At 55.4% G+C, this 26,927-nt stretch carries 25 protein-coding genes; 13 read left to right on the top strand and 12 right to left on the bottom strand.

Going from position 1 to position 26,927, the window contains the following annotated elements; translation table 11 throughout:
• The first annotated feature begins 48 nt into the window (after positions 1–48).
• The 7 genes from BUE09_RS11765 (at position 49) to BUE09_RS11735 (ending at position 7,424) form a co-directional block, all read left to right on the top strand.
• On the top strand, positions 49–258 hold the full coding sequence (locus BUE09_RS11765) for a co-regulatory protein PtrA N-terminal domain-containing protein (protein WP_023444727.1): 210 nt from the start codon (positions 49–51) through the stop codon (positions 256–258).
• Positions 259–862: 604 nt separating this feature from the next.
• The gene (locus tag BUE09_RS11760) at positions 863–2,704 is read left to right on the top strand and encodes a copper resistance system multicopper oxidase (protein ID WP_073301137.1); all 1,842 of its coding nucleotides are present in this window, start codon (positions 863–865) and stop codon (positions 2,702–2,704) included.
• Positions 2,705–2,728: 24 nt separating this feature from the next.
• Positions 2,729–3,019 carry a hypothetical protein gene (locus BUE09_RS11755; protein WP_170934340.1) on the top strand — a complete coding sequence of 97 codons (291 nt, stop codon included), beginning with the start codon at positions 2,729–2,731 and terminating at the stop codon, positions 3,017–3,019.
• The gene (locus tag BUE09_RS11750; protein WP_037000667.1) at positions 3,009–4,007 is read left to right on the top strand and encodes a copper resistance protein B; all 999 of its coding nucleotides are present in this window, start codon (positions 3,009–3,011) and stop codon (positions 4,005–4,007) included. Before BUE09_RS11755 ends, BUE09_RS11750 begins: the two co-directional genes overlap by 11 nt.
• 9 nt (positions 4,008–4,016) lie before the next feature.
• Complete coding sequence (locus tag BUE09_RS11745) at positions 4,017–4,826, top strand: c-type cytochrome (protein WP_073301136.1); 810 nt, start codon at positions 4,017–4,019, stop codon at positions 4,824–4,826.
• Positions 4,827–5,169: 343 nt separating this feature from the next.
• The gene (locus BUE09_RS11740; protein ID WP_073301135.1) at positions 5,170–5,472 is read left to right on the top strand and encodes a hypothetical protein; all 303 of its coding nucleotides are present in this window, start codon (positions 5,170–5,172) and stop codon (positions 5,470–5,472) included.
• Between the two features lie 1,622 nt (positions 5,473–7,094).
• Positions 7,095–7,424, top strand: coding sequence for a four-helix bundle copper-binding protein (locus BUE09_RS11735; protein ID WP_073301134.1), 330 nt, complete (start codon positions 7,095–7,097; stop codon positions 7,422–7,424).
• Between the two features lie 123 nt (positions 7,425–7,547).
• Here the strand turns inward: BUE09_RS11735 and BUE09_RS11730 are convergent, their stop codons facing one another.
• Both BUE09_RS11730 and BUE09_RS11725 read right to left on the bottom strand, forming a co-directional pair.
• A complete protein-coding gene (locus BUE09_RS11730; RefSeq protein ID WP_073301133.1) occupies positions 7,548–8,012 on the bottom strand; it encodes a hypothetical protein in 465 nt (154 codons plus the stop codon).
• An 84-nt stretch (positions 8,013–8,096) separates the two neighbouring features.
• On the bottom strand, positions 8,097–8,291 hold the full coding sequence (locus tag BUE09_RS11725; protein WP_073301132.1) for a hypothetical protein: 195 nt from the start codon (positions 8,289–8,291) through the stop codon (positions 8,097–8,099).
• A 107-nt stretch (positions 8,292–8,398) separates the two neighbouring features.
• On the opposite strand from BUE09_RS11725, the gene BUE09_RS20135 reads away from it, so the two are divergent.
• From BUE09_RS20135 to BUE09_RS11715, 3 genes are all read left to right on the top strand, one after another.
• On the top strand, positions 8,399–8,665 hold the full coding sequence (locus tag BUE09_RS20135; protein ID WP_143164658.1) for a hypothetical protein: 267 nt from the start codon (positions 8,399–8,401) through the stop codon (positions 8,663–8,665).
• A gap of 125 nt (positions 8,666–8,790) precedes the next feature.
• Positions 8,791–10,251, top strand: a complete 1,461-nt coding sequence (locus tag BUE09_RS11720; RefSeq protein ID WP_231975562.1) for a vitamin K epoxide reductase family protein — start codon at positions 8,791–8,793, stop codon at positions 10,249–10,251.
• A gap of 33 nt (positions 10,252–10,284) precedes the next feature.
• Entirely contained in the window at positions 10,285–11,283 is a 999-nt protein-coding gene (locus BUE09_RS11715; RefSeq protein ID WP_073301131.1) for an SDR family oxidoreductase, read from the top strand.
• A gap of 60 nt (positions 11,284–11,343) precedes the next feature.
• Here BUE09_RS11715 and BUE09_RS11710 read toward each other — a convergent pair whose 3' ends face one another.
• Positions 11,344–13,149 carry a glycoside hydrolase family 15 protein gene (locus BUE09_RS11710; RefSeq protein ID WP_003298782.1) on the bottom strand — a complete coding sequence of 602 codons (1,806 nt, stop codon included), beginning with the start codon at positions 13,147–13,149 and terminating at the stop codon, positions 11,344–11,346.
• 494 nt (positions 13,150–13,643) lie between these two features.
• Here BUE09_RS11710 and BUE09_RS11705 point away from each other — a divergent pair, with 494 nt between their 5' ends.
• The 3 genes from BUE09_RS11705 to flgB all read left to right on the top strand — a co-directional run bounded on the left by BUE09_RS11705 (position 13,644) and on the right by flgB (position 15,870).
• Positions 13,644–14,678 (top strand): SDR family NAD(P)-dependent oxidoreductase, encoded by a 1,035-nt coding sequence (locus BUE09_RS11705; RefSeq protein WP_073301130.1) that lies wholly within the window; start codon positions 13,644–13,646, stop codon positions 14,676–14,678.
• 271 nt (positions 14,679–14,949) lie between these two features.
• Positions 14,950–15,309 carry a co-regulatory protein PtrA N-terminal domain-containing protein gene (locus tag BUE09_RS11700; RefSeq protein ID WP_003298785.1) on the top strand — a complete coding sequence of 120 codons (360 nt, stop codon included), beginning with the start codon at positions 14,950–14,952 and terminating at the stop codon, positions 15,307–15,309.
• Positions 15,310–15,456: 147 nt separating this feature from the next.
• Positions 15,457–15,870: a flagellar basal body rod protein FlgB gene (flgB, locus tag BUE09_RS11695; protein ID WP_046164420.1), complete on the top strand. Its 414-nt coding sequence runs from the start codon at positions 15,457–15,459 to the stop codon at positions 15,868–15,870.
• Positions 15,871–15,932: 62 nt separating this feature from the next.
• Here the strand turns inward: flgB and BUE09_RS11690 are convergent, their stop codons facing one another.
• The 9 genes from BUE09_RS11690 to BUE09_RS11650 all read right to left on the bottom strand — a co-directional run bounded on the left by BUE09_RS11690 (position 15,933) and on the right by BUE09_RS11650 (position 26,396).
• On the bottom strand, positions 15,933–17,501 hold the full coding sequence (locus BUE09_RS11690; protein ID WP_231975561.1) for a hypothetical protein: 1,569 nt from the start codon (positions 17,499–17,501) through the stop codon (positions 15,933–15,935).
• 204 nt (positions 17,502–17,705) lie between these two features.
• Entirely contained in the window at positions 17,706–19,079 is a 1,374-nt protein-coding gene (locus BUE09_RS11685) for a heavy metal sensor histidine kinase (RefSeq protein WP_073301129.1), read from the bottom strand.
• A gap of 101 nt (positions 19,080–19,180) precedes the next feature.
• Positions 19,181–19,411 (bottom strand): hypothetical protein, encoded by a 231-nt coding sequence (locus BUE09_RS11680; protein ID WP_041015593.1) that lies wholly within the window; start codon positions 19,409–19,411, stop codon positions 19,181–19,183.
• Between the two features lie 23 nt (positions 19,412–19,434).
• Positions 19,435–19,692 (bottom strand): DUF2933 domain-containing protein, encoded by a 258-nt coding sequence (locus BUE09_RS11675; protein WP_041015594.1) that lies wholly within the window; start codon positions 19,690–19,692, stop codon positions 19,435–19,437.
• Between the two features lie 30 nt (positions 19,693–19,722).
• A complete protein-coding gene (locus BUE09_RS11670) occupies positions 19,723–20,040 on the bottom strand; it encodes a co-regulatory protein PtrA N-terminal domain-containing protein (protein WP_045423048.1) in 318 nt (105 codons plus the stop codon).
• 140 nt (positions 20,041–20,180) lie between these two features.
• A complete protein-coding gene (locus BUE09_RS11665) occupies positions 20,181–20,537 on the bottom strand; it encodes a copper-binding protein (RefSeq protein WP_045423044.1) in 357 nt (118 codons plus the stop codon).
• Positions 20,534–23,698: an efflux RND transporter permease subunit gene (locus BUE09_RS11660; RefSeq protein ID WP_073301128.1), complete on the bottom strand. Its 3,165-nt coding sequence runs from the start codon at positions 23,696–23,698 to the stop codon at positions 20,534–20,536. Before BUE09_RS11660 ends, BUE09_RS11665 begins: the two co-directional genes overlap by 4 nt.
• Positions 23,695–25,146, bottom strand: coding sequence for an efflux RND transporter periplasmic adaptor subunit (locus tag BUE09_RS11655; protein ID WP_014822247.1), 1,452 nt, complete (start codon positions 25,144–25,146; stop codon positions 23,695–23,697). The genes BUE09_RS11660 and BUE09_RS11655 overlap by 4 nt, the downstream gene beginning before the upstream one ends.
• Positions 25,143–26,396 (bottom strand): TolC family protein, encoded by a 1,254-nt coding sequence (locus BUE09_RS11650; protein ID WP_014822248.1) that lies wholly within the window; start codon positions 26,394–26,396, stop codon positions 25,143–25,145. The genes BUE09_RS11655 and BUE09_RS11650 overlap by 4 nt, the downstream gene beginning before the upstream one ends.
• Positions 26,397–26,927: the final 531 nt, after the last annotated feature.

Below are 26,927 nucleotides of genomic sequence, written 5' to 3'. Positions count from 1 at the left end.
GGAGCTGCGCTGGGTCTCCCGTATCTTCGTAAACAAAGGTAAAAAGTAATGAAACTTTTCAAATCCCTTTCTGTACTGCTCGCCATCGCAGCAAGCTCTTCCTATGCAATGGCAGAAGGTGGTGGTGATCGTACCTTTGCTCGTATGGAGCAGGCTCGCCAAGTAGCGATCGCTAGTTATCAGGCTGACCAGAACGACCAAGCCCAGGAGCTAGCCGCGAAGGAAACTTCAGCGAAGCACGCTCATGCTAATTGCTGAAGCGAAACCGTACGCAGATTTGACTGCGCAGCTCTTAACTGTGGCAGCTTCTGCGATGTTATAGCTGCCACGGTGCTGGTATAGGCAGAAATGTTTGTAGAACCGGCGAAGCCGTTATAGCTACTTCGAACCATGGCTCGTCAAAAACCTACCCTAATATCTTCGCACCGAGCAGACCAAGTTTATACTGGCTAGTAGGTTACAACCCTCTTGAGCGGCTAAGATTTGATAATTATCCAATCTCATGAGGCCTTCTAGATTGCCCGCACAGCCTGGAAAGATCCGCTGAAAAGCAGTGAATGAGCAACAAACTGCTAATGAACTGCTAGATTATGGCCGGACCTTTTTAGCGGCTCTTATCCAGCCCGCGGTTTAAGTAAAGCCAGCTAAAGTGACCGGAACTCTGATCGCAGACGTTTTCGGGGCGCTTTAAGCTTACAAAAATGTAATCACGCGTTTTTCTTCGGCATGCCATATTTACGAATAATGGCGAGTCGCTTGATAAGACAGACCGTGCGCGAGCTTCTAAGATCGATTAACGCTGGCAACACCAACCCTAAAGGCTGGTTTCGGCTTGGCTCCTTAGTTTGATTGGAACCTACACATGCAACGTAAAACCTCTAGGCGAACCTTTGTTAAAGGCTTGACTGCCGCAGGCCTCCTTGGCGGTCTTGGCTTGTGGCGAGCTCCGGTCTGGGCAGTGAGTAGCCCAGGCCAGCCCAGCGTACTAACCGGCACGGAGTTCGATCTGCTGATTGGGGAGACGCCGGTCAATATCACCGGCGCGGCCCGGACAGCGATGACTATCAATGGGACCATCCCAGGGCCGCTTCTACGTTGGCGTGAAGGGGATACCGTCACGCTGCGCGTCAGGAATAAGCTGAGCGAAGATACATCGATTCACTGGCACGGCATGATCCTGCCGGCCAACATGGATGGCGTGCCTGGATTGAGCTTCCACGGCATCGCTCCCGATGGCATGTATGTATATAAGTTTCAGGTTAAACAAAACGGTACTTATTGGTACCACAGTCATTCAGGCCTACAAGAGCAGGTTGGTGTCTATGGCCCGTTGGTCATTGATGCTAAGGATCCCGAACCGTTCAGCTATGACCGCGACTATGTCGTCATGCTGACCGATTGGACCGATGAGGATCCCGCTCGAATCCTTTCTAAGCTCAAGAAGCAGTCCGATTATTACAACTTCCACAAGCGCACTGTCGGAGACTTCATTAACGACGTGAGCGAAGACGGCTGGGCCGCTACGATTGCGAATCGGAAAATGTGGGCTCAGATGAAAATGAGTCCCACCGACCTCGCCGACGTAAGCGGCTACACCTATACCTATCTAATGAACGGCCAAGCACCCGACGGGAACTGGACCGGCATCTTTAAGCCCGGCGAGAAGCTTCGTCTGCGGTTCATCAACGGCTCGGCCATGAGCTATTTCGATGTCCGCATTCCAGGGCTGAAGATGACTGTAGTCGCAGCCGATGGCCAATACGTCAACCCAGTTAGCGTCGACGAATTCCGCATTGCCGTGGCAGAAACCTACGATGTGATTGTCGAGCCTGCGACCGAGGAGGCTTACACGATCTTCGCCCAATCGATGGATCGCACAGGATACGCCCGTGGCACGCTAGCGGTTGCCGAAGGGCTGAGCGCTCCTGTTCCAGAAACCGATCCTCGACCACTAATCACCATGGACGACATGGGGATGGATCACGGCAGCATGGGCGGTATGGCGGGCATGGACCATGGCGGCGACATGGGCGCGATGGACCATAGCAACATGTCCGGCATGAACCACGGTGACATGCAAGGGATGGGCGACATGGGCGCAATGGCCGGCATGGATCACAGCAAAATGGGTGGGATGTCCGGGATGGACCACTCTGGAATGGCTGGGATGAGCGCAGGTATGCAATCGCACCCGCCCTCAGAGTCCAATAACCCACTGGTGGACATGCAGACCATGAGCCCAACTCATAGGCTGAACGATCCCGGTATTGGCTTACGAGACAACGGCCGCCGAGTCCTGACCTATAGCGACTTGAGAAGCACTTTCCCCGATCCGGACGGCCGTGAGCCCAGTCGGACGATCGAACTCCATCTCACCGGCCACATGGAGAAGTTCTCCTGGTCATTTGACGGTATAGAGTTCTCTGATTCGGAGCCCCTGCGGCTCAAATATGGCGAGCGGGTACGCATCACTTTGGTCAACGACACCATGATGACCCATCCGATTCATCTGCATGGTATGTGGAGCGATCTTGAGGATGAGAATGGAAAGTTCATGGTTCGCAAGCACACGATCGACATGCCTCCAGGTTCGAAGCGCAGCTACCGCGTGACAGCCGATGCACTCGGGCGTTGGGCTTATCACTGTCACCTACTGCTTCACATGGAAATGGGCATGTTTCGTGAAGTCCGAGTGGACGAGTAAGAGGAACTTTATATGGGAAATTTTATGAAGCGTAAAACTCTTATCGGCAGCGCGTTAATGTTCAGTCTGCTGGGCGTAATGAATATATCAGCTGCGTTTGCAGAGCAAACGCATGATCAGCACAAGCAACCATCGGCTTCGTCGCAAAATTCAGGCAACAAGCCGGCATCTCAGACACAAGGCTCCTCTAACTCAGAAATGGACCACGGCGACATGGGTCATGGCTCGATGGACCATGGTGAAATGGACCATGGCAAGATGGATCATGACCCGAAGGCTACTGGTACTGAGGTGGATTCGCACCATGACCACTAGATCTTCTCGCTTTGCTCTTATTGCGCTCGGAGTTTCGTTGAGCGCAGCGGCTGGACGGATAGCCAACGCCGCCGAGATGATGGATCACTCGATGCATCAAACCCCTCCTATTCCGGCAGCTCAAGCCCCTGCATCTTCTGCCAAGCCCGCGGCAATGAATCATGGCTCCGGTGGGCAAATGGACCATTCTGCAATGGGTCATGGTGCGATGGACCATAGCAAGATGAACCATGGCCAAATGAAGCATGACGATACGCTCGAAATGCCCGGCATGGTTCATCCCTCGTTCATTCCAGTATTGACCGATGCGGATAGAGAAGCGGCTTTCCCTGGTCTTCAAGGTCATACGGTCCATGACAAGTATCTGGCCTGGTTCCTTCTGCTAGATCAACTTGAGTACCAGGACGCAAATGAAGGTAGCACCCTCAGTTGGGAAGCTACTGCCTGGGTTGGTGGCGATATCAATCGGTTCTGGTTTCGCTCGGAAGGTGAGCGAACGAATGGCGTTACTGAAGACGCGGAAATTCAGGCGCTTTACGGGCGTGCAATCAGTCCCTGGTGGGATGTAGTAGCAGGTGTTCGCCAGGACTTTAAGCCCGAGTCGCCGCAGACGTGGGCGGCTTTAGGCGTCCAGGGGATGGCGCTGTATGGGTTTGAGGCGGAAGCCACCGCCTTCGTCGGTGAAGGTGGGCAGACAGCAGCACGTTTTGAAGGCGAGTACGACATTCTCCTAACTAACCGGCTCATCCTCCAACCGACTGCCGAGCTCAATTTCTATGGCAAGGACGATCCTGCACGCGGAGTGGGCGCTGGTCTAGCAAATACAGAGGTGGGGCTCCGCCTCCGATACGAAATCGTTCGTGAGTTCGCACCGTACATCGGCGTCACGTGGAGCCGGGCATACGGTAATACCGCTGATATGGCGAGAGATGAGGGCGAAGACCTAGATGAGGCGCGGTTCGTTGCTGGCATCAGGCTTTGGTTTTAAGGACCTTCGATGAAAAGAATAATTATTAGCTTCGCTGCCTTCTGTGCTCTGGGCCTGTTGGTAGTGGCCGGAGTTGTTTTCTCAGGACTGATTAGCGTTGCCGCGGATGATCCTCATACGGGAGTCGTGCACGCATTCCTGGAAACTGCTCGCAATCGCTCGATTGAGGTTCGTTCCGAAGACATAGTCGTGCCATCTCTCGACGATGAAGACCAAATCCGCGCCGGGGCGGGGAACTACGACTCGATGTGTGTGGGTTGTCATTTGGCGCCAGGCATGGCTGAGACCGAGCTAAGCAATGGCCTTTATCCCGCTCCACCCAGCCTGGCTGAAGCGGGGCTATACGGTGACCCAGCAAAAATATTTTGGGTCATCAAGCATGGCATCAAGGCCACTGGGATGCCTGCGTGGGGTAAAAGCATGGCTGACCCGTACATCTGGGGAATGGTGGCTTTTCTGCAGAAGCTTCCTGAGTTAGATGAAGGAGCGTATCGAGCACTCGTTGCGTCTAGCGGTGGTCACCAGCATGGTGGTGGGGAGACCCCAGCTGGGCACGGTGAGCAACACGGTGAGATGGCCTCGGACGACCACCATCAGGGCGACAGTAGCAGCTCGGATCACCATGGCTCTAGCACCTCAAATGATGCAGCCGGCCAATCAGACTCCGGTCACCATGGTAATAATGAAAGCGATGACCATCATGCGTCAGAGGAGCCCCAGGCGGTTGAGCACCGCAATGGCAGTGGTAGTGCCGATGCGGAGAGAAATTCTTCGCCAAACAACTATCTGCATGTAGAGAGTAATCAGCACAAACATTGAAATGCACTAGCTAAATATATGCTAAGGATCTTTGATTTCGGCTCATATTTGCTCCACAGTCCTCACCGAAGGCGCCTTTGAAGTCGACTGCCAATAGCTAGACATCCAGCACAAACATTGACGTAAAAACAGTTCCGGTGGCAAAGCAGCTTTACTAGGGCAAAACCGCCCTTAGAACCGTTAGAAACGGAAAGGGATTCAATAGTAGCAAGGCGCGTTGCACGGGATTTTTCCAATTGTGCCCTCAAGGCGCGCGTGAATATTGCCGTAATGTAATTTTTGCGACAACAACCTGCAAGGAGGGTGAACGTAGTATCGGATCAGCAATTTATAAAAATCGGAGATGAAAATTGTGAAAAGCACAAACAGTTTGGTGTTGGCACTTGCCCTATCTTTAAGCGCGCCCTTAGTGATGGCTGCGGGGAAAAATTCAGATGTTATGAACCACGATCATACGGTCGGCGACGGCCATCAGGTGATGATCGACTTGTTGAAGACAGGGCAGGTTTTAAGGGTATCTCCTTTAAAAGATGGTGAATTTGAAGGCGGCAAAATACGTACCTATCAAATCATCATAAAGACCCCAGATGGCGTAACTCATTCCGTCGATTTCCGTGGAGAACCAGTCGGAATTAACAATGGCTAATTGACTATTGGTTTAGCCTACATTTCACATCAGCAAATGGCTCTACGCTAAGCCAAACTCGCTTGCGCGGAGCCATACCACCATGCATTTAAACTTCACGGGAAGTAAGGCGAGGATGTTGCTCATGAAATTTAAACCGATAATTTTCCATTATCAATCTCGTTGAGCCCGTTTGCTATGGCTGATGAGAGCACGGTTAGTCCAATGCGCCACGATCATACGATTGGTGATGGCCATCAAAATAAAGAGCTTCTTGAGACATAGAGAACTTTTTTTCCTATTCAGATAGGGTCAAAGGAAAATATAAGGAACGCAAGATGCTCACACCGGATGCATCTATTGGATATAATACCCATAGACTATCATGTGCCAGCGTAAGAACGTGCTTTGGCGATCAGGATAGTCAAAGCACGAATCTTGGCTTTCCCAATACCGCTAGAAAACGGCGAGGCGTCCGCGAAATTCAGGATGGCATGGCATCTAAGAAAATGACCTTATTGTGTCTGCCATTTTGGGAAAGTTAGAACGTAGTTTGCTGCTGGAGCAAACGACTCAAGCGCCAGGTGTAGGTACAGCGCTTTTTGCAAGCCGGTCTGATGTAGCAGGCCTGGGCTGCATTTTTTTTTGCAGCCCTTCGACTTCCGATATCTCCTCTGGAGGTAACTTTCAGGTGGGTTTATATGCAACTAATGGCTGTTGATTCTTTCGGGCATCCCGCGAAATTCAATCGCATGGATTTCACCATCGGGCGTGCGAATCTTCATCTCATATGACTTCACGTTGCCCTTAAACGTTTTCCAATCTTTTGCAAGACCCTTGTTTCCCATTGGAGTTATACTAACAACATCTCGGGTGGAGCGACCGTTCCAGGAATCGCTGGAACATGTCTACCACCGCGTAGATACGCGCACGTTTTGTGCAGCGCTAGAAACTGTGCGCGTGAGGTATGCTGGCGGTGCATGGGAAGGACGAGGGGAATTTAATTTTATGAAAAATAAGAATTTTTGGCGCATTAGTCTGGCGAACAAAAATATTCTCATCGAGCATTCAGCGAAGTATTGAAACTGCATCCGTTGACCTCGTGACTATCCACGCATTGATTACTAATTACTTCGCGCCCATCTGGCAGAATATCTGCTTTTAATATTGGTAGCTTGGAGCGGCGTGTCGCAGTTGGCCGGGGACTAAACGGTAAAACAAAGAGGATCTACCCTTTAGCACGACATGTTCGAGCAATCTGCCGAGCTGAAGGAGTGTTCGAGTAAGCTCAAGAAATACCGCCTTGAGTTCAAGCGGTAAACTATCGAGAGGGTTCGCCGCTCAAGGTCGAGATGTCAACAGGCGGCCCTTGAGATTGATGTGACTCCGAACCTAATCTCACTTTGAGTCCGAGATGTACAGCCAGGCACAGAAAAGGCCTATCCCGGCCTTTAAATCGCTCGTGAAACCGTTGACCCCACCAAGTCTAACCTTACATCAATGTAATGAAATTGGTCGAAACGGACCTGACAAGGGGCTGTCGTATTTTATGTAGCTATGTAGCTATGTAGCTATGTAGCTATGTAGCTATGTAGCTATGTAGCTAGTAATTACGACGAAACCATCGAACCCTGGAGAACGCAATGACAAATTCAATGTTCACTTCCTGCATCCAAGCTTGCTCGAACTGTGCCCTGATTTGCGAAACGTGCGCCGCTACTTGCCTGCGCGAGGATGACGTGAAAATGATGGCTCGATGCATCGAGCTTGACCGTGACTGCGCGGACATCTGTGCGTTGGCCGCCACGTTGATGAGCCGTGGAAGTGATTACGCCAAAGAGTTCTGTGCCCTTTGTGCAAAGATCTGCCGGGCATGTGGCGAGGAATGTGCGAAGCATCAAGCGGACCACTGCCAAGAGTGTGCTAAAGCGTGTATGAAGTGCGCTGAAGAATGCGAGCGCATGGCTGCGTAACATTCGCGACTTGCTGCTCTGGCAAAGCTCATTATCTCGTTGCCAGAGCAGCTTCGCGGGAAACACGGATGCGCTTAGTTTTAGGGGCATGCTCAAGCATATAAGACTCATAAATTATCGAATCTAGTAGCCGCTTATCGAGCCTCCTAGCAATTGCCGCCTGACGAACCAGAGTTGTAGGAGGGGCAAGATGATCCACTGGGCCACCGGTGCCAACCCCGTCCCCAGTATGGGCAAGATAGGCATGGCGTTCGTATACTCCCAGAGATTCAGCGGACCGGTAGCAAGTTCCTCGAAAACGACCGTGATCAGCATGCCCATGCCGAGAAACACCCATAGGCCTTTTTTGCCCTTGTCGAGGATCCAGAAACGAGACCTGACGGCGACGCTGGCTGACCAGAAAGCGGCAAGTGAGATGAGCACATCGCCCAGCGAGGCTCGGATAATGAGCAGGACAACGGTGTAATAGTGCATGTCGCGAAAACATTCGTATAGCGGTGTCTGGATGAGTTCCCAGACAAAGTGCAAGGAGAAGGCCACAATAACAATGTGAAGCTCTGGTGCATTGAGGAACGTTTTGTTATTCATGACCCAGTCCTGATCTATTAACGCGCGCGCGGTAAACGACCGAACCGGGTCGGCGCTCTGCAGTACTCACTGCCCTGCCGTGGATTAAAACCCGCTGCAAAAAACCTGCATGGCTTCGCTATCCCACTCGGCAATACCCAGTTTACGGCCCAGCTCCTCGCCATTGCGGTCGAGCAGCGGCGCGTTGAGCTCGGTAATGGCCCCGCCGGTATCGTCGAAATCCAAGTCAAGCGGACGCGCTTCAATTTCCGTAAAACTCGGGAACGGCCGCCAGGCCATCCTGGTCGATCAATAGCGCCACCTAGCCGGCTTGGATCGCATGCCCGTCCCTAGCTGCCCTCCCGCATATCTACCTCCGGTACCGTTGAGCACCTTACAGCATTGTAATGATTTTGATCGAAACGGGCTCGACGGGGGCATGTCGTATTTCTGTGCTTGCTAAGACGCTGATGAAGGAGCAGGCACGACGACATACCTATCGAGCCCTGGAGAACGGCGATGACCGCTCTGGCACAGCTAAATTGATGGTTCCAGAGCCGCTCGAAGAAAAAAACATGCTGCGCTTAATGCTTGGCGTACATGGCTTACCAAAAAGCGCATACGAGACCCGCAATAGCCAGGAGCGAATCAATCCGTGTCCAGTAGTGTTTTGATCCGCAGCTGAACTCACGCTGCTCATGTGCTATCAGTCGTGGTCGCGCGTCCCGAATCGGCCTACACCGTAACGCTTTTTCTCTTGCCGCAACGTAACGAATACTCAGTGCTGGGGACTAAATTTATGGAGCATCAAGGGGAATATCTACGCCAAGGCGCCATGTCGTCCGATATGGGTATGGATGTGCATATGCAGATGATGGAGCGGCGCCACATCGCGACGCTTTGGTGCCACTTCGTCAATGTATTGCTCGGCTTTTGGGTGCTGAGTGCGCCCTTCATATTCGGCTACATGAACGTAGCGCCGGGCGACCTCGACCTGCCACGCCTCGCAACCGAGCGTGATCTACCCGAGGTCGCCACTCGCGCGCTGCTGATGACCTGGAACGACGTCATCAGCGGCGCGTTGATCGTGTTGTTCGCCATCCTCTCGCTCAAACGGATCAGCTGGGCGCAATGGGCCAACACGATTATGGGATTGTGGTTGATGTTCGCGCCGCTGCTGTTCTGGACTCCTTCCCCGGCGAGCTACGGCAATGCCTTGCTGGTCGGCGGGCTGGTAATTGCCTTCTCCACTCTGGTGCCGATGATGCCCGGCATGAGCATGTCCGGGATGATGCAGAAGGCCGCGGTTCCACCGGGCTGGGATTACAACCCTTCAACCTGGCTGCAACGCCTGCCAATAGCTATTCTCGCCGTGATTGGCATTCTGCTCGCACGTTATCTAACCGCTTATCAGCTTGGCCATACCTCGAATGCCTGGGACCCGTTCTTCGGCACCCAGCCCAACGGCACGGAAACCATCATCACTTCCGACATGTCGCGCGCCTGGCCGGTGTCCGATGCCGGGATCGGTGTGATGGCCTATATGATCGAGCTCCTCATGGCGGTGATGGGCGATGCCCGGCGCTGGCGGACCATGCCGTGGATGGTCGCCGCGTTCGGCGTGGTGGTAGTGCCCCTGGGCGTCGTGAGCATCTTCTTCATCATCGCCCAGCCGATCTTCATCGGTACTTGGTGCACGCTTTGCCTGGCTCAAGCCTTGGCTATGCTGGTGATGATGCCTTACGCGCTGGATGAACTGGTTGCCATGGGCCAGTTCCTCAAGGATGCGCGGCGCCGTGGCAAACCGTTTTGGAGAACTTTCTTCAAAGGCGATGCGATGGAAGGCGCCCGTGAGGACAATACGCCGGAGTTCGACGGCAGCCTCTCCTCGATGACTCTCAGAGGCCTTCGCGGAGTGAACCTTCCCTGGGGGCTCGCGCTGCTGTGCATTCTAGGCGTCTGGCTGATGTCAACCCGCCTGATCTTCGGCACCGACGGCGCGATGGCCAACAGTGATCACCTGATGGGCTCGCTGCTGCTCACCGTCTCGGTCCTGGCGTGCGCCGAAGTGGCACGGCCGCTGCGTTTTCTGAACCTGCCAATCGGTGCCTGGCTACTGGCATCACCCGCCTTCCTCGACGGTGCAGGGTTCGCCGCGACCGTGGGTAGTCTGATCGCCGGCGCGCTGGTGATCGGCCTGAGTCTGCCCAGAGGTCCTATTCACCATCGTTATGCCGGCTGGAATGCGTTGTTGCGGTAGCCAACCTTCACCGAACACAAAGGAGCCCCGGACATGACTGACCGTGAACAGACCGCCGTGATCTGTGGCGGGACCGCAGGCGTAGGCCGCGCGACGGCTCACGCGTTCGCCCAGGCGGGCTACCGCGTCGCCGTGATTGCGCGTGGTGAGCAGGGCCTGGCGGACACTCGCAACGAGCTGGAAGCGGCTGGGGCGAAAGTTCTGGCAATTGCCGCGGATGTCGCCGACCCCGAAGCTATCGATCAGGCGGCCGATCGGATCGAGGCGGAACTGGGGCCGATCGAGATCTGGGTCAACGCGGCGATGGCGACGGTGTTCGGCCCGGTGAACAAGATCAGCACGGCGGAATTCAAACGTGTGACCGACGTGACCTATCTGGGCTTCGTGCATGGCACGCTGGCGGCGCTGCGGCATATGGAGTCTCGCAACCGCGGCACCATCGTCCAGGTGGGTTCGGCGCTGTCCTATCGCGCGATACCGCTGCAATCGGCCTACTGCGCCGCCAAGTTCGCCATTCGTGGGTTCACCGACTCGCTGCGCTGCGAACTGATCCATACCAACAGCCGGGTGCGGCTGACCATGGTGCAGCTGCCAGCGCACAACACGCCGCAGTTCGACTGGTCGCGCAACAAGATGCAAAAACGACCGCAGCCGGTCCCACCGATCCATACGCCTGCTGTGGCAGCGCGCGCGATTGTCCGCGCGGCAACCGATGCGCCGCGCGAACTGTGGATCGGACGCGCCTCTTTTCAGGCGATTATCGGCAACATGTTCATGCCCGGCCTACTCGACCGGATGATGGCCAAGCAGGCCTGGAGTGGGCAGATGACCGACTCGCCGGCCGGTGATGAACAGCCTGACAACCTGTTCCATCCCGTAGAGGGCCTGCACCGTCTCGAAGGGCGCTTCGGCGCGCAGGCCAAGGACAAGGCACTGGGCCTCAGTTCCGAATCCGTGGGCAAGCTGGCCACGGGCGCCTTGGCACTGGTAATGGTGATTTGTGTAGCGGCAGTAGTTGCCATTGCCCGCTAGCTAGCTGGGTGGCAACGACTAGACCATGCAAGAGCGCGTTATAGACCGGCTACAGCTACGTTAATCAGCAGAGCCGAGGCTCAGGGCGGCGTTTATCAAACCGACATGAGAAAAGGCCTGAGGTACATTCCCTAAATGCTGGCCGCTTCGGGTGTCGAACTCCTCAGCGAACAGGCCGTGCTCACCCTTGCGTTGCAGCAGCTGTTCGTAAAGTTCCTTTGCCTCTCGAGGCCGGCCGGTTTGCACTAATGCCTCGACCAGCCAAAAGCTACAGATGAAGAAGGCGCCTTCTCGGCCCTCTAGCCCATCCGAAATTTCAGCAGGGTAGCGCCGTAGCGCGCCGCCGCCTTCGTCCAGTTGTTTGCGGATCATATCGACCGTATTGACGAAACGTTCATCGCCGCCTTCGACGAAGCCAACACGCGCTAATAACAGGAGGCTAGCATCCAGCCTATCGTCATCGAAGGCCCGGACGAAGTTATTGCCGTCGGCGCTGAGACCACGGCGCAGGACTAACTGACGTAGAGCCTCGGCCTGATTGACCCAACTTTCCTCATCTCCGTCTAGGTCATGGCGGCGCTTCAGCCATAGCGCACGCTGTAGACCGGCCCAGGCCATGACCTTGGAGTGCACATAGTGGCGCGGCGCGCTGCGCATCTCCCAAATGCTTTGGTCAGGCTCCTGCCAGTGCGCTGCAATGAAATCAGCAGCGGCGCGCATATGAGGCCAGTGCGCCCGCATCGCATCGTCGCCCATGCTATCGCAGATGCTCACGCACTCCAGCAACTCGCCATAAACATCCAGCTGAAACTGGCCATCAGCAGCGTTACCCACACGCACCGGCCGCGAGCCGCGATAGCCATCAACCCCTTCGATATTACGTTCTGGCGGTGGCGCAGCTCCGTTTACATCGTATAGCACGGCCAGCGGCGTCCCATGCTGCTCAATGGTTCGCTGCATCCACTGGGCCCAACAATGTGCCTCATCCCGACAACCGAGGCCGAAAAGAGCACCAAGTGTCAGCCCCGCATCTCGAAACCAGGTGTAGCGGTAATCCCAGTTCCGCTCCCCGCCCAGGTGTTCAGGTAGGGAAGTGGTTCCGGCGGCAACGACCGCTCCGCTGGGTGCGTAAATCAATAACTTAAGGCTAATCGCGCTGCGTACCACGGCGCCTCTATATGCTGCGGGGCACTCCAGCGCTGCGCACCAGTCGCGCCACGCAATCAGGGTCGCCTCAATCCGCGCGGGTACAGATTCAATCGACACAGGAACGGGTGGGGCATCTTGCTCTAAGGAAACGCTTAGAGAAACTCCCGCACGCCCTCCTGCATCTACTGAGATCGCTCCCTTCCAGCCTTCGCCGTCCGGATACAGTGCGCAGTCCGCTTGAAGCAACAGCTGTTGACCCATATAAGAATAGGTTAACCCTTCGGCTGAAATGCTTGCCTCACCGGCTACGCTTCCGAAATCTGGACGCGGCTCAAACTGCAGAGTGAACTCACAGCGGCCAGCTAAGCCGTCTACCTGCCAAAGCAAGCGTTGCTGATCGTCCGATCCAGGCCACTCCATACAAAGCGTGACACGGGCGGACCCGGACGCGCTGTGCACTTCGAACTCTAATACTGCAGAATCGTCCAGATAATGCGTTTTGACGTCACCCGGTGTCGACAGCTGTAGCCGCCCGCCACGTTGACGGTCGAGCAGCGGCCAAATCATCGGTGTGGCATCGAAGCGCTGGGGACAGAACCATTCCACGTTGCCATCTGGGCCCACCAATGCCATGGAGCGACCATCACCGATGGCCGCCAGCGAAGCGATCGTTGGATATTCTGCCTTTCCAGCTGCCAGTTGCTGATTAATTCTCATAGTTCTCTTCGTGTCGGTGCGCTTACAGACGGTTCAAAGGCCAGTCTGGACTGCTGCTTCAAAGCGGCAGGCTCGCGTTGAGGTAATAAATGCATTGAAGTTGGCATGAAGAGTAACCCGACGTACGCCGGCTTATTTTTAACCATAACGATGTCGCTTTTCGAAGCGCAAGCCGCGCGAAAATACAAGAAACAGATTATTAGTCGACTGCACGATTAATCAGTAGTTTCAATTGCGATTGTGAATTGTGAATTGTGAATTGTCAGACTCGATAGATCGAATAGCAAAATCTTTTCCAAGCATGCATTCGTATAGCTCAATAATTCAGTTCTATGCTTACAGAAATGTAATCAAGTTTCCGCGCCATAACTAGATTGATGATCTAGCCTGAAAAGTTCTATTCGCCTGTCCTGCGGCGGCGCTGGCACAAGGCAGTCGTACAACACTGGAGTTACGGACCATTCGGCCGTATGACTTTGCCAGGAGAACCAATAATGGTTTTGCGAATCTTCTCATCGCAGAGATTGGCTTTGCTGCTGCTTCTGCTTACCGCCCTGCAACTCAGTGGCTGCGCCGTTTCCCCACGCCTGAAACCAAGCGACCAGCCAAGCGTAGCTGGCAAAACCTTCGTCATCACTGGTGCCTCCAGTGGCTTCGGTCGCGGCGTGGCGCTCAGGCTTGCCGCTTTGCAAGGCGACGTGGTGCTGGCGGCCCGCCGAACCGCGGTGCTCGAAGAACTGGCTACGCAGATACGCGAGGCAGGAGGGTCGGCACTCGTAGTGACCACCGATGTGAGCAAACCAGCCGACATACAAGGCCTGGCCCAAGCCGCCATCGAACGCTTCGGCAGTATCGACGTGTGGATCAACAACGCAGCGGTCGGAGCACTGGGGCGCTTCGAAGACGTCCCCGTCGAGGACCATGCGCGGGTTGTGGACGTCAATCTCAAGGGCGTGATCTACGGAAGCCACGCGGCCATGCGCCAGTTCAGAACTCAGGGCTTCGGCACGCTGGTCAACGTCGGCTCGGTCGAGAGCGAGATACCGCTGGCTTACCATGCCTCCTACGCAGCGACCAAAGGTGGAGTGATGAATCTCGGGGCAGCAATCGCCGAGGAGATTCGCCTGAGCGGCAGCGAGACTATTAGTGTCGCCACTGTTATGCCCTGGGCTGTGGACACACCGTTCTGGGAACACGCGGCCAACTACACCGGCGGCACGCCACGCATGGCCGCAATGGACGGCCCTGAGCAGGTGGTTGAAGCCATCGCCTGGGTCTCGGTCAACCCGCGCAAACGTCTGCCGGTAGGCTGGAAAGCCCGGGGCGCAGTGATCTCGCATTCGCTGTTCCCCTCTCTCACCGAGCGATTCGCGGCGAACATCGCGCACCGCTGGCAGATCGAAAAAGCTCCGCCAGCACCGCCAACAACGGGTTCGCTTTACAAGCCAATGCACTCTGGCACTGGTGTGGAAGGCGGCGTGCGTGAACGTATGGAGCGGGAAGAGACTGCACGAGAGCAATCGAAATAACGCCGGCTATTACCGGTTGATCGAGCTGGCTTGGGATGAAATACCCGTGCTGGTGATTTCTGGTAATGAGCTACCAGTTTATGCGGGTGAGCGGCCGCTCGGTCAAAAAACCGATAGCTTACAAAAATGTAATCACTAGCTCAGCTTCATGACAGGGTAGATTAACTAATCTGCAGAAGTAGATGGTCCAAGACACGGCATAAAATGGTTCTAGTCCATTGAAACAGGCTCAGTAGCAACGGCCGCAGCTTTCACTACGGAGGTCACCTCTATGAAATCGTTGATACCTTTTTACCTTGTCGGATCGCTGATGCTGTCTCCCATGGCTTTGGCTGAAGGAGGAAGCGACCGCACTCTCGAGCGCCTTCAGCAACTGCGCGATAAAGCTGAAGCGGTTTTGGTTCAAGCAGAGAAAGCGCCAGTCTGCGAGCGCCAAGTGCATATGAAAGAACATATGGGAATGCTCGAAGAAATGATGAGCCAGCTCCATAAAGATCATCCAGGACCAAACGTCTCTACCGAGGAGCATTTGGCTTGGATGGAGAAGCACGACAAATTGGTAGACGACGTACTGGAACAAATGATTCGCGAGCATAAGCTGATGACGGCTGATAGGGAGTGTCATCAGTAATAATTCTCTACTCTTCCAGGATTACGATTACAACGCCCTCTGGCTCTGCACCGCCCGACCAGGTGCCAGGTCGGGCGTAAATCCTATGGGGCTGATCGACGTAATTCTGATCAGCACTGGTTTTCTCCCAACTTGATAGGATCGTTGATGAGGATTAGTTTCGAAAAGGCTGTAGGCGGGCCAGAAAAAACGCTCCTCTACACTGCCAAAAGAGCAGAGGTGCTGAGCAACAATATAGCCAATGCTGATACACCCAATTTCAAAGCCAGGGATTTGAATTTTGCCTCGGTGCTTGCCGCTCAAAACAAGCAGGCAATTAACACTGAGTTTTCACTGGCCAAAACTAACCAGAGTCATATAAATACTGGTGGCTTGGAGGTTACTCTTAGCGATGCGGCCCTACTCTACAGGGTTCCCAATCAACCGTCGCTTGATCAGAACACAGTCGACGTTCAGGTTGAACAAGCAAAATATGCGGAAAATTCGATTCGTTTCCAGGCTGCATTTACTCGGCTGAACGGCGCATTCAAGGGTTTAATGATGGCCCTGAAAGGTGAGTGAAAAAGCAATCTTCCTTTGGCTCTGCGCCCGTAAGGAACCTCTGGGCTGTGCGAGACAGGCTCTCACTCGCTTTTAAACAACAGTCCCTCAATTCGATCGTGTTCTTCCCGTGTCGGTAGAGCGGTTGAATCTACATTGTCATCACTATCCGACTCGTCGTTTTTCGGCGAACCACGTTCAGGGTGGTAACCGCCATCTGCGTCGAACGCTACCCACCCGTACCACTCTCGGATGACCTTAGACGGTTGGCCGTCTTCCATTGCCACATACCAGTCCGCCAATCGAAAACGCTTACCGGCAAGCTTCGAAGTAGCCCTTTCGGCTCGAACCAACGCGAGATAGAGCGGGTGCGGCAGCTTTTCTATGGCTCCGGTTTCGTCGAGCAAGAAAGTGAACGAGGCGTGCGATAGTTGCTTTGTGGAACCGGCCAGCTCCTCTTCCTCGCCTAAGGTAAACACAGGAGCAAAGCCGCCCCCCTCCGTTCGAAAGTTGGTCGTTTGGCCTTGGTAGACCCTGGCAGCGTTCCACTGCACCTCGCCAGCATAAGCGTACGCGCGCAGGTCAAACTTCATTGGTCGTACCTGAGGGTCGGCGACGGTTCTACGCTCGCCAGGAGCTATAAGGGACTGGGCCAAGTAGTTTCCGCCAATGATTTCTTCCCAAACCCGCTTGGTGAGCTTGTCTCCTCGGTACGCACCGCGACTACCAAACCCGCTGACAGGCTTGAAAAAGAGGCTACGGCGGTTTTGCCAGAGGTGCTCCGCATTGCGATGCTCGACAGGAACCGTAAGCGGGACGTACTGGGCCAATACGGCTCGGACTTGCTGATCGACGCCAATCTCCTCCAAAAAACGTGCGTTGGTTAGGTCAACCAACCGGCGTTTGTCGGCATAAAGGGCATAGGCCTGAGGATGTGGCGTTACCGTCACGACATCAGCCAAATAAGCGCTGCGCAGCGCGCTGCAATTGTCGCCTTCTAGATAGAAATCGGTGAGCCGGTTGTAGACGAGATCCACAGGCTTCCCGTCGACCAAGAGGCACTCGTTGTGAAAGGCCAGATCGGCTGGGTCCGCGATTAGGCAGTCGATTCCTGCTGACTCGAATAACCGCTGAAAAAGAAGGAACTCGGGATACAGGTATTGGGCTTGTGGGCTTTCATCCAAGATCACCACGCGCGTGAGCGGACGTGGCTCGCCGCTCGTAGACCATTCCTGGGCGAACATATCCAGAATCGAACGCTCGAAGCCGCCGGGTCCTTCCTGACCTGGCGAAAGCCCGACTACGCCGCTGCAACAACTACGCTGCGCGCGGGCGAGCAATACGTTTAGCATCGCTCCGCCCGCATTTGTGTTTATTTCGATGAGCCCAAGCTTGTCATCATCCAGATGGAAGTCGTAGCCAAAGAAGACGCCGCGCGCGCCCCGAGGATCGTGTCGGGCAATAGGAGGTGCAGAATCCAGAGCATGCTCACGCCAACCGGGCGAGCTCACGGTCTGCTCGATGGCCTGAATAACCTCATTAACCTGGCGCAGCCGCAAGGATGAAACAAAGACCGGTCGTGCTGCAAACACATGGGGGCAACGTGACTTCAATAGCTCCGACAGCTCTGAATTCCCAAGCTGTTCGGTCAATGAGTTTACGAGCGCAGCTTGATCTAGGCTTACGCAGAAGCACGCTTCGTTGAGCGCTGCGGCTGTCGTACCGCATTTTCTCGATGAGGACGCTTGCACGGGAACCTCCAGAACCAAACATACAGCTTCGAAAGTCTCGGCCTCTTTCGGTTCAGCCTGGCGTTTCTATGAGCGTAGGTCAGGGTCGTTGCTGGCACTCTGCCATTAACTAGACATAAGCTTTGGAAGCGTCATTGTGAAAGTCGTATGCCCCTCAGCTGATTCGCAAGCGATGCGCCCTTTGTGCGCTTCGACTATCGAACGAGTGATAGCCATGCCGAGGCCCGCATTCATGGTGGTTCCTTCGCGCCTTGCGGTGTCGACCCTATAGAATCGATCAAACACTCGGGCCTGAAGCTCGGCTGGAATCGTTGTGCCTCGGTTGGATATGGCTGTGCAAACCGAGCCACCGCTCTCGCTTATTTCAACGCTGATGGTGCTGCCTTCCTCTGAATATCGAACTGCGTTAGAGACTATGTTTGAGACGGCCCGTCTCAGCATCGATTTATCGCCATGTACCGATCCATCGCCTGAAAGCGCGATTTCTACCTTTTTGTCCTCGGCTGCAAGCTCGTAATATTCGATAACGCTCGCGGTAATCTCAGCCATGCTGGCATCTTCGGCATTGGGCGTAATCTTCCCGTTGTCCGCCTTGGCGAGGAATAGCATGTCATCGACCATCTTTGACATGCGCCTAAGTTCTTCGAGGGCGGAATACAAAATGTCTTTGTAGTCGGTATTCTCGCGGTCGCGCAAGAGCGCGACCTCCATTTGGGTAAGCATGCTGTTCAGCGGCGTTCTTAGCTCATGCGCGATATCCGCTGAGAAACCTGACAATCTGAGAAAAGAGTCGTCCAAGCGCGAAAGCATTTCGTTGAAGTTGTCTACGAGTTCATGCAGCTCGCCTGGCACCGACTCGGTTGGAATTCTGGTATCTAAGCAGTGGGCGGTTACCGTAGAAGAAGTCTTGGACAGTTCGTCTATTGGTTTTAAGCCTTTCCTGATCAGAACAACACCTAACGCGCCACTCAGAAGTGCACTAACGACAAGCGTATAAGCAAACCACTGCTGAATCATATCGAAGAAGTGGATTCGGTGCGTTACATCCAAAGCCAAATAGATAACAGTGTCCTGCCCTTCTACCCACCGATTTACTTTTCTGGTAATTCCGCTGTACTGGTGGCCACCGAAACTTACCGTCCAGCGTTCCTCTTGGATGTCTGTGACAAGAGGTAGCAAGCTCTCAGACAGATTGTGATGGGAGTAAACCGTCTTACCGTCTACTACAACCGCAGTCGCGAAGCCAAAGGAGTGCTCAATAACGGCATCGATCCTTGAAGCGGTCTCAGGCCCGAATGCTGAGCTGTTGAGTAGCGTACGCTCTACTGCAGCGGCCTTTTCATTAAGCACTTGTGCATCTTTGCGTTCGAAATGGAGCTGACAAAAATAATTAAAGCTGATTGCGGCCGCCAGCAGCACAACCGTAACCACGAGCATGAAAGCTATCGCCATTCTGCTCGTCAGTGACACTTTTCCCATCAGTACGGTCCTGGTTAGGCCATCAAGCACAAAAAAGCAGGTGGGGCACCCAGAAAAGGTGCCCGACCTGCTTCGATCATAGTTGCTCGCACTCTCGTATCCTAGGCAGCGTCTGGGTTTTCCCCATTTTGCGAGTGGCCGGCTTTGGCCGCCTCCATCATTTCACGACACTCTTTCATCATTCCACGCATGTCGCCCATCATTTCCATATGCTTGTCGCCGCTCATCATGCCGGTTTCTGAATGGCTTTGGTCCGCTTTATCTGCCGCTGCGAAACTCAGTCCGCTCGCCAGGGTGATTGCAATTGCTGTTACTGTAATGGTGTTTCGCATGTTAAATCTCCAAGTTCAGTGGGTTATTCGCTCTTGCTTAACAAGGTGCTTTCGCCAACGTTGGGCTCCTTGGGCTTGTCGCACTTACCGCTAGACATATGCTTCATGCATACGACCATCATCAACAAGCAGGGCAAGAGAAAGAGCAGGCTTGGCAGCGTCGTTGCCAACGCCCCAGTGCTTTGGTTCAGGAGCATGTAGCCAACCACAGCTACGGTTAGACCGGTCACGATCGGATTGCGCTGCAGTACACTTTTCATTCTCGAAAACAGGCTGCTCATATCATTACCCTCGAATATTTAATTTGCAGGTTAGCCGTTGTTTACGCCTACCGGTGCGCTCAAAAATTCCACCGTATGAATCTCCCCGTCTGGGGTCTTTACCTTCATTTCATATGTCTGAACTTTTGCAGTAGTCCGATAGTTCTGAATCATTTCAGTCGTACCGGTCGCCCCTGCAGGTGCGATGCTCAGCACTTTGCCTTCTTTGACAAGCTCTTTAAGAGTGAGATTGGATCCTGCAGGATCATTTAGGCGATGCATTGTCCGATCGCTTCCGCCTTCGGCCATTGCAAGAGAAGACGCAACGGTCAGAATAAAAGGAACGATTACTTTGGTTATACGGTTCATGGTTTGCACCTCTTGGTTAGTTGATGCCTGTAGATTAAAGGCTTGCTACTTACAAGAAGCTGTTGCCAAGCTTACAAAGCTGTAATCGCTCATTTTTTTGTTGGTACGACCGCCGCGTCTGCGGCGGTCGCTTTCTGTGCTTACCGTTTTTCGATACGCGTAATGGTGGAATCCATGCCCTTCGAGGAGAACTCGAATTCGACCTGGTCCCCTTCTTTCAACTTTTGGAGCTGATCAGGCTTCGCTTTGAAGCCCATCGTCATAGAAGGCCAACCCAGCGCTTCGACCGGGCCGTGTGCAATGGTCACGGTGCCGCTCTCGGTGTTTACTTTCTTGACTGTGCCGATGGCTGTAGCGGTCTGTCCCGCCGACTTCTGGTCCATTGGCATGTTCATGCCTTTGTGATCCATCGGCATGCCGTCCATTGGCTCCTTGTCGGCGGCATAGGCGACTGGCACCAGGAAGAGTGAGGCAAGGGTGATGTGCTTAATGTTCATGGATGTTCTCCAGTGGGGTTGGTTGCTTGCTGGGTGGTAACTCGCAATTGCCGGCGGCGCATCAGCAGGTAAGCTGCCGGCAGAACGAACAGGGAGAGCAAAGGGGCGGTGATCATCCCGCCCACCATAGGCGCGGCGATGCGGCTCATGATTTCGCTGCCGGTTCCGCTACCCCAGAGGATGGGCAGCAGACCGGCGATAATCACTGCTACGGTCATGGCCTTGGGGCGCACCCGCTGCACAGCGCCTTCGCGGATTGCGTCGAGCAGTACGCCTTCGCCATGGGCTCCAGCGTTAACCCGATCTGTCCATGCGTTCTTCAAATACAGCAGCATAATGACGCCGAACTCAGCAGAAACGCCTGCCAGTGCGATGAAACCGATTCCTGTCGCTACGGATAGGTTGTACCCGAGCAAATAGAGGAACCAGACGCCACCGGTTAGGGCGAATGGCAGCGTGGCCATGATCAGCAACGCCTCCCCAAAGCGCCCAAACGTGAGGTAGAGCAAGACAAAAATGATGAGCAAGGTAGCCGGCACGACGAGCTTCAGCTTCGCGTTAGCTCGCTCCATGAATTCGAATTGGCCGGAATAGCTGATGCTCATGCCGGACTCGAGCTGGACCCCTTCGCTGATCTTTTCCCTCAGATCGCCCACCACAGCCGCCATGTCGCGGCCACGAACATCGACGTAAACCCAGCCCGACAGCCTTGCGTTTTCGCTTTTAAGCATTGGCGGCCCGTCGGTCACCTGTACTTTGGCCACGGTCCCCAACGTGATCTGGCTGCCTTGCGGCGTGTAGATCGGTAGGTTGCGCAGATCGGATATCGAGTCGCGCCACTCGCGGCCATAGCGGAGGTTGATCGGATACCTGGCGAGCCCTTCCACGGTTTCACCAATGGTTTGACCACCGATGGCACCGGCCACGATCGATTGCACGTCCGCGATATTCAGGCCGTAGCGTGCGGCGGCGACACGATCGATATCCACATCGATATACCTGCCGCCGGTCAGTCTCTCAGCAAGCGCCGAACTGACCCCAGGCACCGTTTTGGCGATTTTTTCCACTGCCTGGGTGGCTTTGTCGATCTGTGCCAAGTCAGTGCCATACACTTTCACCCCGATCGGGCTCTTGATACCCGTCGCCAGCATATCGATACGGTTTCGAATCGGCGGGATCCACAGATTGGCCAATCCAGGTACCTGTACGGTGCGATCCAACTCCTCAACCAGCTTGTCAGGCGTCATCCCAGGGCGCCATTGATCCTTCGGCTTGAACTGAATGGTCGTCTCGAACATTTCCAGCGGGGCGGGATCGGTAGCGGTGTCGGCTCGACCAGCCTTACCGAACACGTGTGCAACTTCTGGAACCGTTTTTATGAGCCGGTCCGTCTGCTGCAGTAGCTCAGAAGCCTTCTGAGCGGAGAGGCCTGGAAGCGCAGTGGGCATATAAAGGAGGTCACCTTCATCCAGCGGGGGCAAGAACTCCCCACCAAGGCGAGAGGCCGGCCACAAGCCTGTCAGGAAGACCAGAACAGCCACCAGCAGAGTCATCTTGGGCCAGCGCAGTACCGCGTCCAGGGCCGGCTTGTAGATCCAGATGAGGCCACGGTTGAGTGGATTACGGTGTTCGTCAGGGATTTTGCCCCTGATCCAATACCCCATGAGCACCGGAACCAGCGTGACAGACAGGCCCGCGGCGGCTGCCATTGCATAGGTTTTGGTGAACGCCAGTGGACCGAACAGCCGGCCTTCCTGCGCCTCCAGGGTGAACACTGGAATGAACGACAGCGTGATGATCAGCAGGCTGAAGAACAATGCCGGCCCCACTTCAACAGCCGCGTCAGTAATGACCTTCCAGTGCTCCTGGCCCTTCAAGGTGGAGTCAGGATGCCGCTTGTGCCAGGCCTCAATGTGCTTGTGGGCGTTTTCGATCATGACGATTGCTGCATCGACCATCGCTCCGATGGCGATCGCGATGCCACCCAACGACATGATGTTGGCGTTGATGCCTTGCCGCTGCATGATCACAAAAGCAATCAGGATGCCGATCGGCAACGACACGATGGCGACCAACGACGAGCGCAGATGCCACAGAAAAATCGCGCAAACCAACGCAACGACAATGAACTCCTCGATGAGCTTGTGCGTGAGGTTTTCAACGGCACTGTCGATCAGCTTGCTACGGTCGTACGTCGTGACGATTTCGACGCCTTGGGGCAGGCTCGCTTTCAGCTCATCCAGTTTGGTCTGAACGGCAGCGATGGTTTCCCGAGCGTTCTTGCCGCTCCGCAGGATCACCACGCCGCCGACTACCTCACCTTCACCGTCAAGCTCGCTGATGCCCCGGCGCATTTCCGGGCCGAGCTGGATATGCGCAACGTCCCCTAGCGTCACTGGCACGCCGCCGTCGAGACGCAAAGGAATGGCTCGAAAGTCTTTGAGTGTCTTGAGATACCCGGTCGCACGGACCATGAACTCGGTTTCTGCGAGTTCCAGAACACTCCCGCCGGTTTCACGGTTGGCTTCATCGATCGCCTTTGCAATCTGCTGCTGCGTCACGCCCCTGCTTGCCATGCGCACGGGATCCAGTACGACCTGATACTGCTTGACCATCCCGCCTATGGGCGCGACTTCCGCCACGTTGGGCAGTGTCTTGAGCTCATAGCGCAGGAACCAATCTTGCAAAGAGCGCAGCTGCGAGAGGTCATGTTTGCCCGTTCGGTCTACCAAAGCATATTGGTAGATCCAGCCGACACCTGTGGCGTCAGGGCCCAAAGCGGGTTTGGCGGCGGCGGGAAGCCGACTCTGCACCTGACTCAGGTACTCCAGCACCCGAGAACGGGCCCAATAGAGGTCGGTGCCGTCCTCAAACAGGACGTACACGTAGCTATCCCCGAAGAAGGAGTAGCCACGGACTGTCTTCGCGCCGGGGACAGACAGCATGGTCGTCGTCAGTGGGTAGGTGACCTGATTCTCAACGATCTGGGGCGCCTGCCCGGGGTATGGCGTGCGGATGATGACCTGAACGTCGGAAAGGTCTGGCAATGCATCAACAGCGGTGTTTTTGACCGACCAGACACCCCAAGCCACCGCGAACACAGTAGCCAGCAGGATCAGAAAGCGGTTGGCCACTGACCAGCGAATTATGGCTGCGATCATGGCTGGCCCCCCAGCTTCTCGATGTGCTCAATGACCAGGCCCTCTTCGCTTTCACGCGCGCCGACACGGACGTGATCGCCGGTCTGCAACTTTGTTAGGAGCGATTGATCTGCAACCGGAAAGGACATTGTCATCCCAGGCATGTTCAGCGTCTTGAACGGCCCATGCGACAGGCCAACCATGCCATCTTCCAGGCTGACGATCGTACCTTCAGCCTCGTGCAGCGCAGGTTCTGTAGAAGTTGCAGGCTCCTCCAAACCCTGAGCGGTCAGCCCGCGTAGGCTCGCCTCTGAATCCAGGAGAAACTGACCGGACGCCACGACCTTCTGACCGGCTTCCAGCCCTTCAAGCACCTCTGTCTGGTCATCGAATTCCCGGCCTGTGCGAACCTCAATCGGGCGGTAACGGCCTTGATCCTCGGCCAGCATCACCAATGCGCGCCGACCGGTGCGAATGACCGCCTCGGACGGGATGACCAAGACATCTTCGACGTTGCGACTCAACGTCACCTCGGCCGTCATGCCGGGACGAAGCCGTTGTTGCGGGTTAGGTAGCTCGACCCGGACACGCACAGTGCGGCTATCCAGGTTGGCCTGCGATAGTACCGTCTGGATCGTTCCTTCCAGCGTTTCACCCGCAAAAGCGGGCAGGCGCGTTGTTACTGATTGCCCTGGCGCTAAATTTGCGATCCGCGCCTCTGGTACTGCAACTTCTAGCCAAACCGTGTCCAGCCCGTTGACGCGCGCAAGAGTAGCGCCGGCGGGTACGGTCATGCCCTCGCGAACGTCGAGGCTGTTCAGCACGCCGCCTATTGGACTCGTCACTGTCCAAACGGGGCGCGCTTTACCAGTTCGTTCTAGCTGCACTATGACTTCTGGCGGCATGCCAGCAAGGCGCAACCGCTGGCGAGCCGCTGCGAGCAGCTGGGGTTGGCCGACCCCTTTGAGCGCCAGGTACTCTTCCTGTGCGGCAGCCCATTCGGGAACCAAAAGATCGGCTAACGGCGCGCCTTTTTCGATGACATCCTCCGGTGCTCGGTCGTAAACGCGCTCGACAAAGCCACCGGCACGCGCCTGCACAACCGCCACGTCTCGCTCGTCAAACATCAACGCGCCTGTCGCTTCGAGCGACTGGCTGATCGATTCACGCGTTACGGTTGCCAAGCGCACGCCGAGATTCTGCGTCACGCTCGGGTCGATACTGATCGATGCCCCGTCGCTTCCCTCATCTGCATAGCGTGGAATCAATTCCATATCCATGAATGGCGACTTGCCCGGCTTATCGAACTTTTGCTGGGGTACCATAGGGTCATACCAATAGAGCACTTCCTTGTCTTCTTCTGCAGGCGATTGTCCGAAGGCTGCGGTAGGCAGACCGATTAGCGCTGCAGCGCTAATCATCAGAGGCAGACTGAAGGCGAGTACCAGCCGCTTGTGTTGGAATGTCATGGTCGGGTATCTCCAAAGGCGAAATGCAGGCGGGCATTGCTCAACGATCGATCGCGGGCGACGTCAATACGCCGTAGCCGGGTCTCCACAAGCTGTCGTCGCGCTTCGATCACAGCGGTCAGCTCACCGCTTCCGGAGCGGTAATCGGCCATGGCAAGGCGGACCTTCTCTTCAGCGAGGGGTAGTAAGGTTTTGTCGAGGCGGATGAGTGCGCGGTCCAGACGCTGATACTCAGCGAGGTCAGTACTCAGCTCTTGGTTGTACAGGCGCAAGGTCGCTTGGCGCTGAGCCTCGATCTGGGCAAGGCGAGCTCGTTCGGCCGCGATCTTCGGATCCTGCCGAGAGCTGGTAAACAGCGGCAGGTCGAAGCTGACGCTGAGGTTCACCATGTCGCCGTACTCACGGCCACGTCGCAGGTAGTCGACCCCCCAACTCCAATCCGGTGTTTTCTCTGCGATGGCCTGGTGAACCTTTGCCTCCGCTTCACGAGTCATCGGGTCGAAGGCGAGTAACGCCGGGTGCCGGTTCAGGTTGTGCTGATAGTTATCAACGGCGGCAAGCCATTGCGGCCAGTCACCTGTAAGCGGCTGGCCTGCTAGCTCGCCTATCCAGCGCCGGAGGCCGGCCCGCGCAACAGCCTGGTTACGCAGCAGCTCATCCTCTTGTTCAGCCAGCAATGCTGCCTCTTGCCTCGGAAGTACGCTGTCTGCGGTTTGTCCGCTGCCGCCAGCAATGCGGGCCTGAACAGCCCGCGAAAGGAGCTGATTCTCGCTGTAAAGCTGCTTGAAAAGGCTTAGCTTCTGCTCGACCGCGAAGCTAGCGATCCATGCCTCGGCGGTTGCTTGGCGCACACCGAGACGTTCAACCGTTTGCTGGGCGTTTGCGAGCGCAACACTAGCCTGCGCGGCCTCGACACGAGCGCGCCTTTTCGCTCGGTTTGGCACATCTTGCATGACCCCAACCATTTGCATGGTCATGGCCTCTTGCTCCAACTGCCAGCGAGCGTCACCTTCGATGGGCACGCTTTGCAGTCCAAGCTTAAGTTTAGGGTCAGGAAGCTCGCCGGCAGGGATTGCAGCGCTGCGTGCGGCCACCAGGTTGGCGGCTTGCGCATGCAGCGAAGGCGCGTCTTGCTCGGCCACGCTCAGAGCTTGTTCTAAGGTCAAAGCGGACGCTAACCCTGGAAACGAGAGCGCGCCCATGATCAAGGCGGCCACGTACGGCGGCGCCCAATAAATACGGGGTTTCATTTGCGAAGGATTCCTGATCTTTCATGCGAGCCAAAGGCGCGCGGTAGCCGGCCCGAATGCTCACTCGGGCGGTTCCTATAATTTGATCGGAATTAGACGCGGGGTGGATGCCAGACGGCGTCTAAAAGGCTAGAGGGGATCAGGCCGTTATAGGGAGTGGTCACGGGTTTAGCAGCAGGCATCAGCTGGGCTTTTATTGAGACAAGCTGAAGGATACTTGCAGTTTTGCATTCTTGGCCCGTCTTGCAGACGGTCGCCGTTCCATGCTCATTCGCTTCACAGCACTCGGGCTCAGCGCCGCTGACGCCAGCCATCGACGCGTGGCTGGCTGCCATAGCCTCTATGCCTACCCTATCAGGCATTACGTGATGCGCTGACGACCCAACCGGCATGAGCAATTGCGCCATCCCGTTGATCGGAAGCGCGAGCACTAGCAGCAGGACAAGGAAGGAGCGCATGTAGGACTTCATATTTCCAGCTTACGGGGCAATTCATGAGCAATCAATGAGGCTTCGGTCGCTTCGCAACCGA

This window comes from Stutzerimonas xanthomarina DSM 18231, from assembly GCF_900129835.1.
In the GTDB taxonomy this organism is placed as follows: Bacteria; Pseudomonadota; Gammaproteobacteria; order Pseudomonadales; family Pseudomonadaceae; genus Stutzerimonas; species Stutzerimonas xanthomarina.
The sequence above is the reverse complement of the archived record's forward strand: the minus strand, read 5'-3'. Positions and strand labels throughout refer to the sequence as shown.

Bases quoted from the DNA above. Each gene is read 5' to 3' on its own strand.
- BUE09_RS11710 (WP_003298782.1), bottom strand. From the start codon at position 13,149: ATGAGAATTAATCAGCAACTGGCAGCTGGAAAGGCAGAATATCCAACG.
- BUE09_RS11730 (WP_073301133.1), bottom strand. From the start codon at position 8,012: ATGAATAACAAAACGTTCCTCAATGCACCAGAGCTTCACATTGTTATT.
- BUE09_RS11745 (WP_073301136.1), top strand. From the start codon at position 4,017: ATGAAAAGAATAATTATTAGCTTCGCTGCCTTCTGTGCTCTGGGCCTG.
- BUE09_RS11685 (WP_073301129.1), bottom strand. From the start codon at position 19,079: ATGGGAAAAGTGTCACTGACGAGCAGAATGGCGATAGCTTTCATGCTC.
- BUE09_RS11675 (WP_041015594.1), bottom strand. From the start codon at position 19,692: ATGAGCAGCCTGTTTTCGAGAATGAAAAGTGTACTGCAGCGCAATCCG.
- BUE09_RS11650 (WP_014822248.1), bottom strand. From the start codon at position 26,396: ATGAAACCCCGTATTTATTGGGCGCCGCCGTACGTGGCCGCCTTGATC.
- BUE09_RS11765 (WP_023444727.1), top strand. From the start codon at position 49: ATGAAACTTTTCAAATCCCTTTCTGTACTGCTCGCCATCGCAGCAAGC.
- BUE09_RS11755 (WP_170934340.1), top strand. From the start codon at position 2,729: ATGAAGCGTAAAACTCTTATCGGCAGCGCGTTAATGTTCAGTCTGCTG.
- BUE09_RS11655 (WP_014822247.1), bottom strand. From the start codon at position 25,146: ATGACATTCCAACACAAGCGGCTGGTACTCGCCTTCAGTCTGCCTCTG.
- BUE09_RS11740 (WP_073301135.1), top strand. From the start codon at position 5,170: ATGAAAATTGTGAAAAGCACAAACAGTTTGGTGTTGGCACTTGCCCTA.
- BUE09_RS11715 (WP_073301131.1), top strand. From the start codon at position 10,285: ATGACTGACCGTGAACAGACCGCCGTGATCTGTGGCGGGACCGCAGGC.
- BUE09_RS11670 (WP_045423048.1), bottom strand. From the start codon at position 20,040: ATGAACCGTATAACCAAAGTAATCGTTCCTTTTATTCTGACCGTTGCG.
- BUE09_RS11725 (WP_073301132.1), bottom strand. From the start codon at position 8,291: ATGGCCTGGCGGCCGTTCCCGAGTTTTACGGAAATTGAAGCGCGTCCG.
- BUE09_RS11700 (WP_003298785.1), top strand. From the start codon at position 14,950: ATGAAATCGTTGATACCTTTTTACCTTGTCGGATCGCTGATGCTGTCT.
- BUE09_RS11750 (WP_037000667.1), top strand. From the start codon at position 3,009: ATGACCACTAGATCTTCTCGCTTTGCTCTTATTGCGCTCGGAGTTTCG.
- BUE09_RS11680 (WP_041015593.1), bottom strand. From the start codon at position 19,411: ATGCGAAACACCATTACAGTAACAGCAATTGCAATCACCCTGGCGAGC.
- BUE09_RS11705 (WP_073301130.1), top strand. From the start codon at position 13,644: ATGGTTTTGCGAATCTTCTCATCGCAGAGATTGGCTTTGCTGCTGCTT.
- BUE09_RS11660 (WP_073301128.1), bottom strand. From the start codon at position 23,698: ATGATCGCAGCCATAATTCGCTGGTCAGTGGCCAACCGCTTTCTGATC.
- BUE09_RS11760 (WP_073301137.1), top strand. From the start codon at position 863: ATGCAACGTAAAACCTCTAGGCGAACCTTTGTTAAAGGCTTGACTGCC.
- flgB (WP_046164420.1), top strand. From the start codon at position 15,457: ATGAGGATTAGTTTCGAAAAGGCTGTAGGCGGGCCAGAAAAAACGCTC.
- BUE09_RS11735 (WP_073301134.1), top strand. From the start codon at position 7,095: ATGACAAATTCAATGTTCACTTCCTGCATCCAAGCTTGCTCGAACTGT.
- BUE09_RS20135 (WP_143164658.1), top strand. From the start codon at position 8,399: ATGATTTTGATCGAAACGGGCTCGACGGGGGCATGTCGTATTTCTGTG.
- BUE09_RS11665 (WP_045423044.1), bottom strand. From the start codon at position 20,537: ATGAACATTAAGCACATCACCCTTGCCTCACTCTTCCTGGTGCCAGTC.
- BUE09_RS11720 (WP_231975562.1), top strand. From the start codon at position 8,791: ATGGAGCATCAAGGGGAATATCTACGCCAAGGCGCCATGTCGTCCGAT.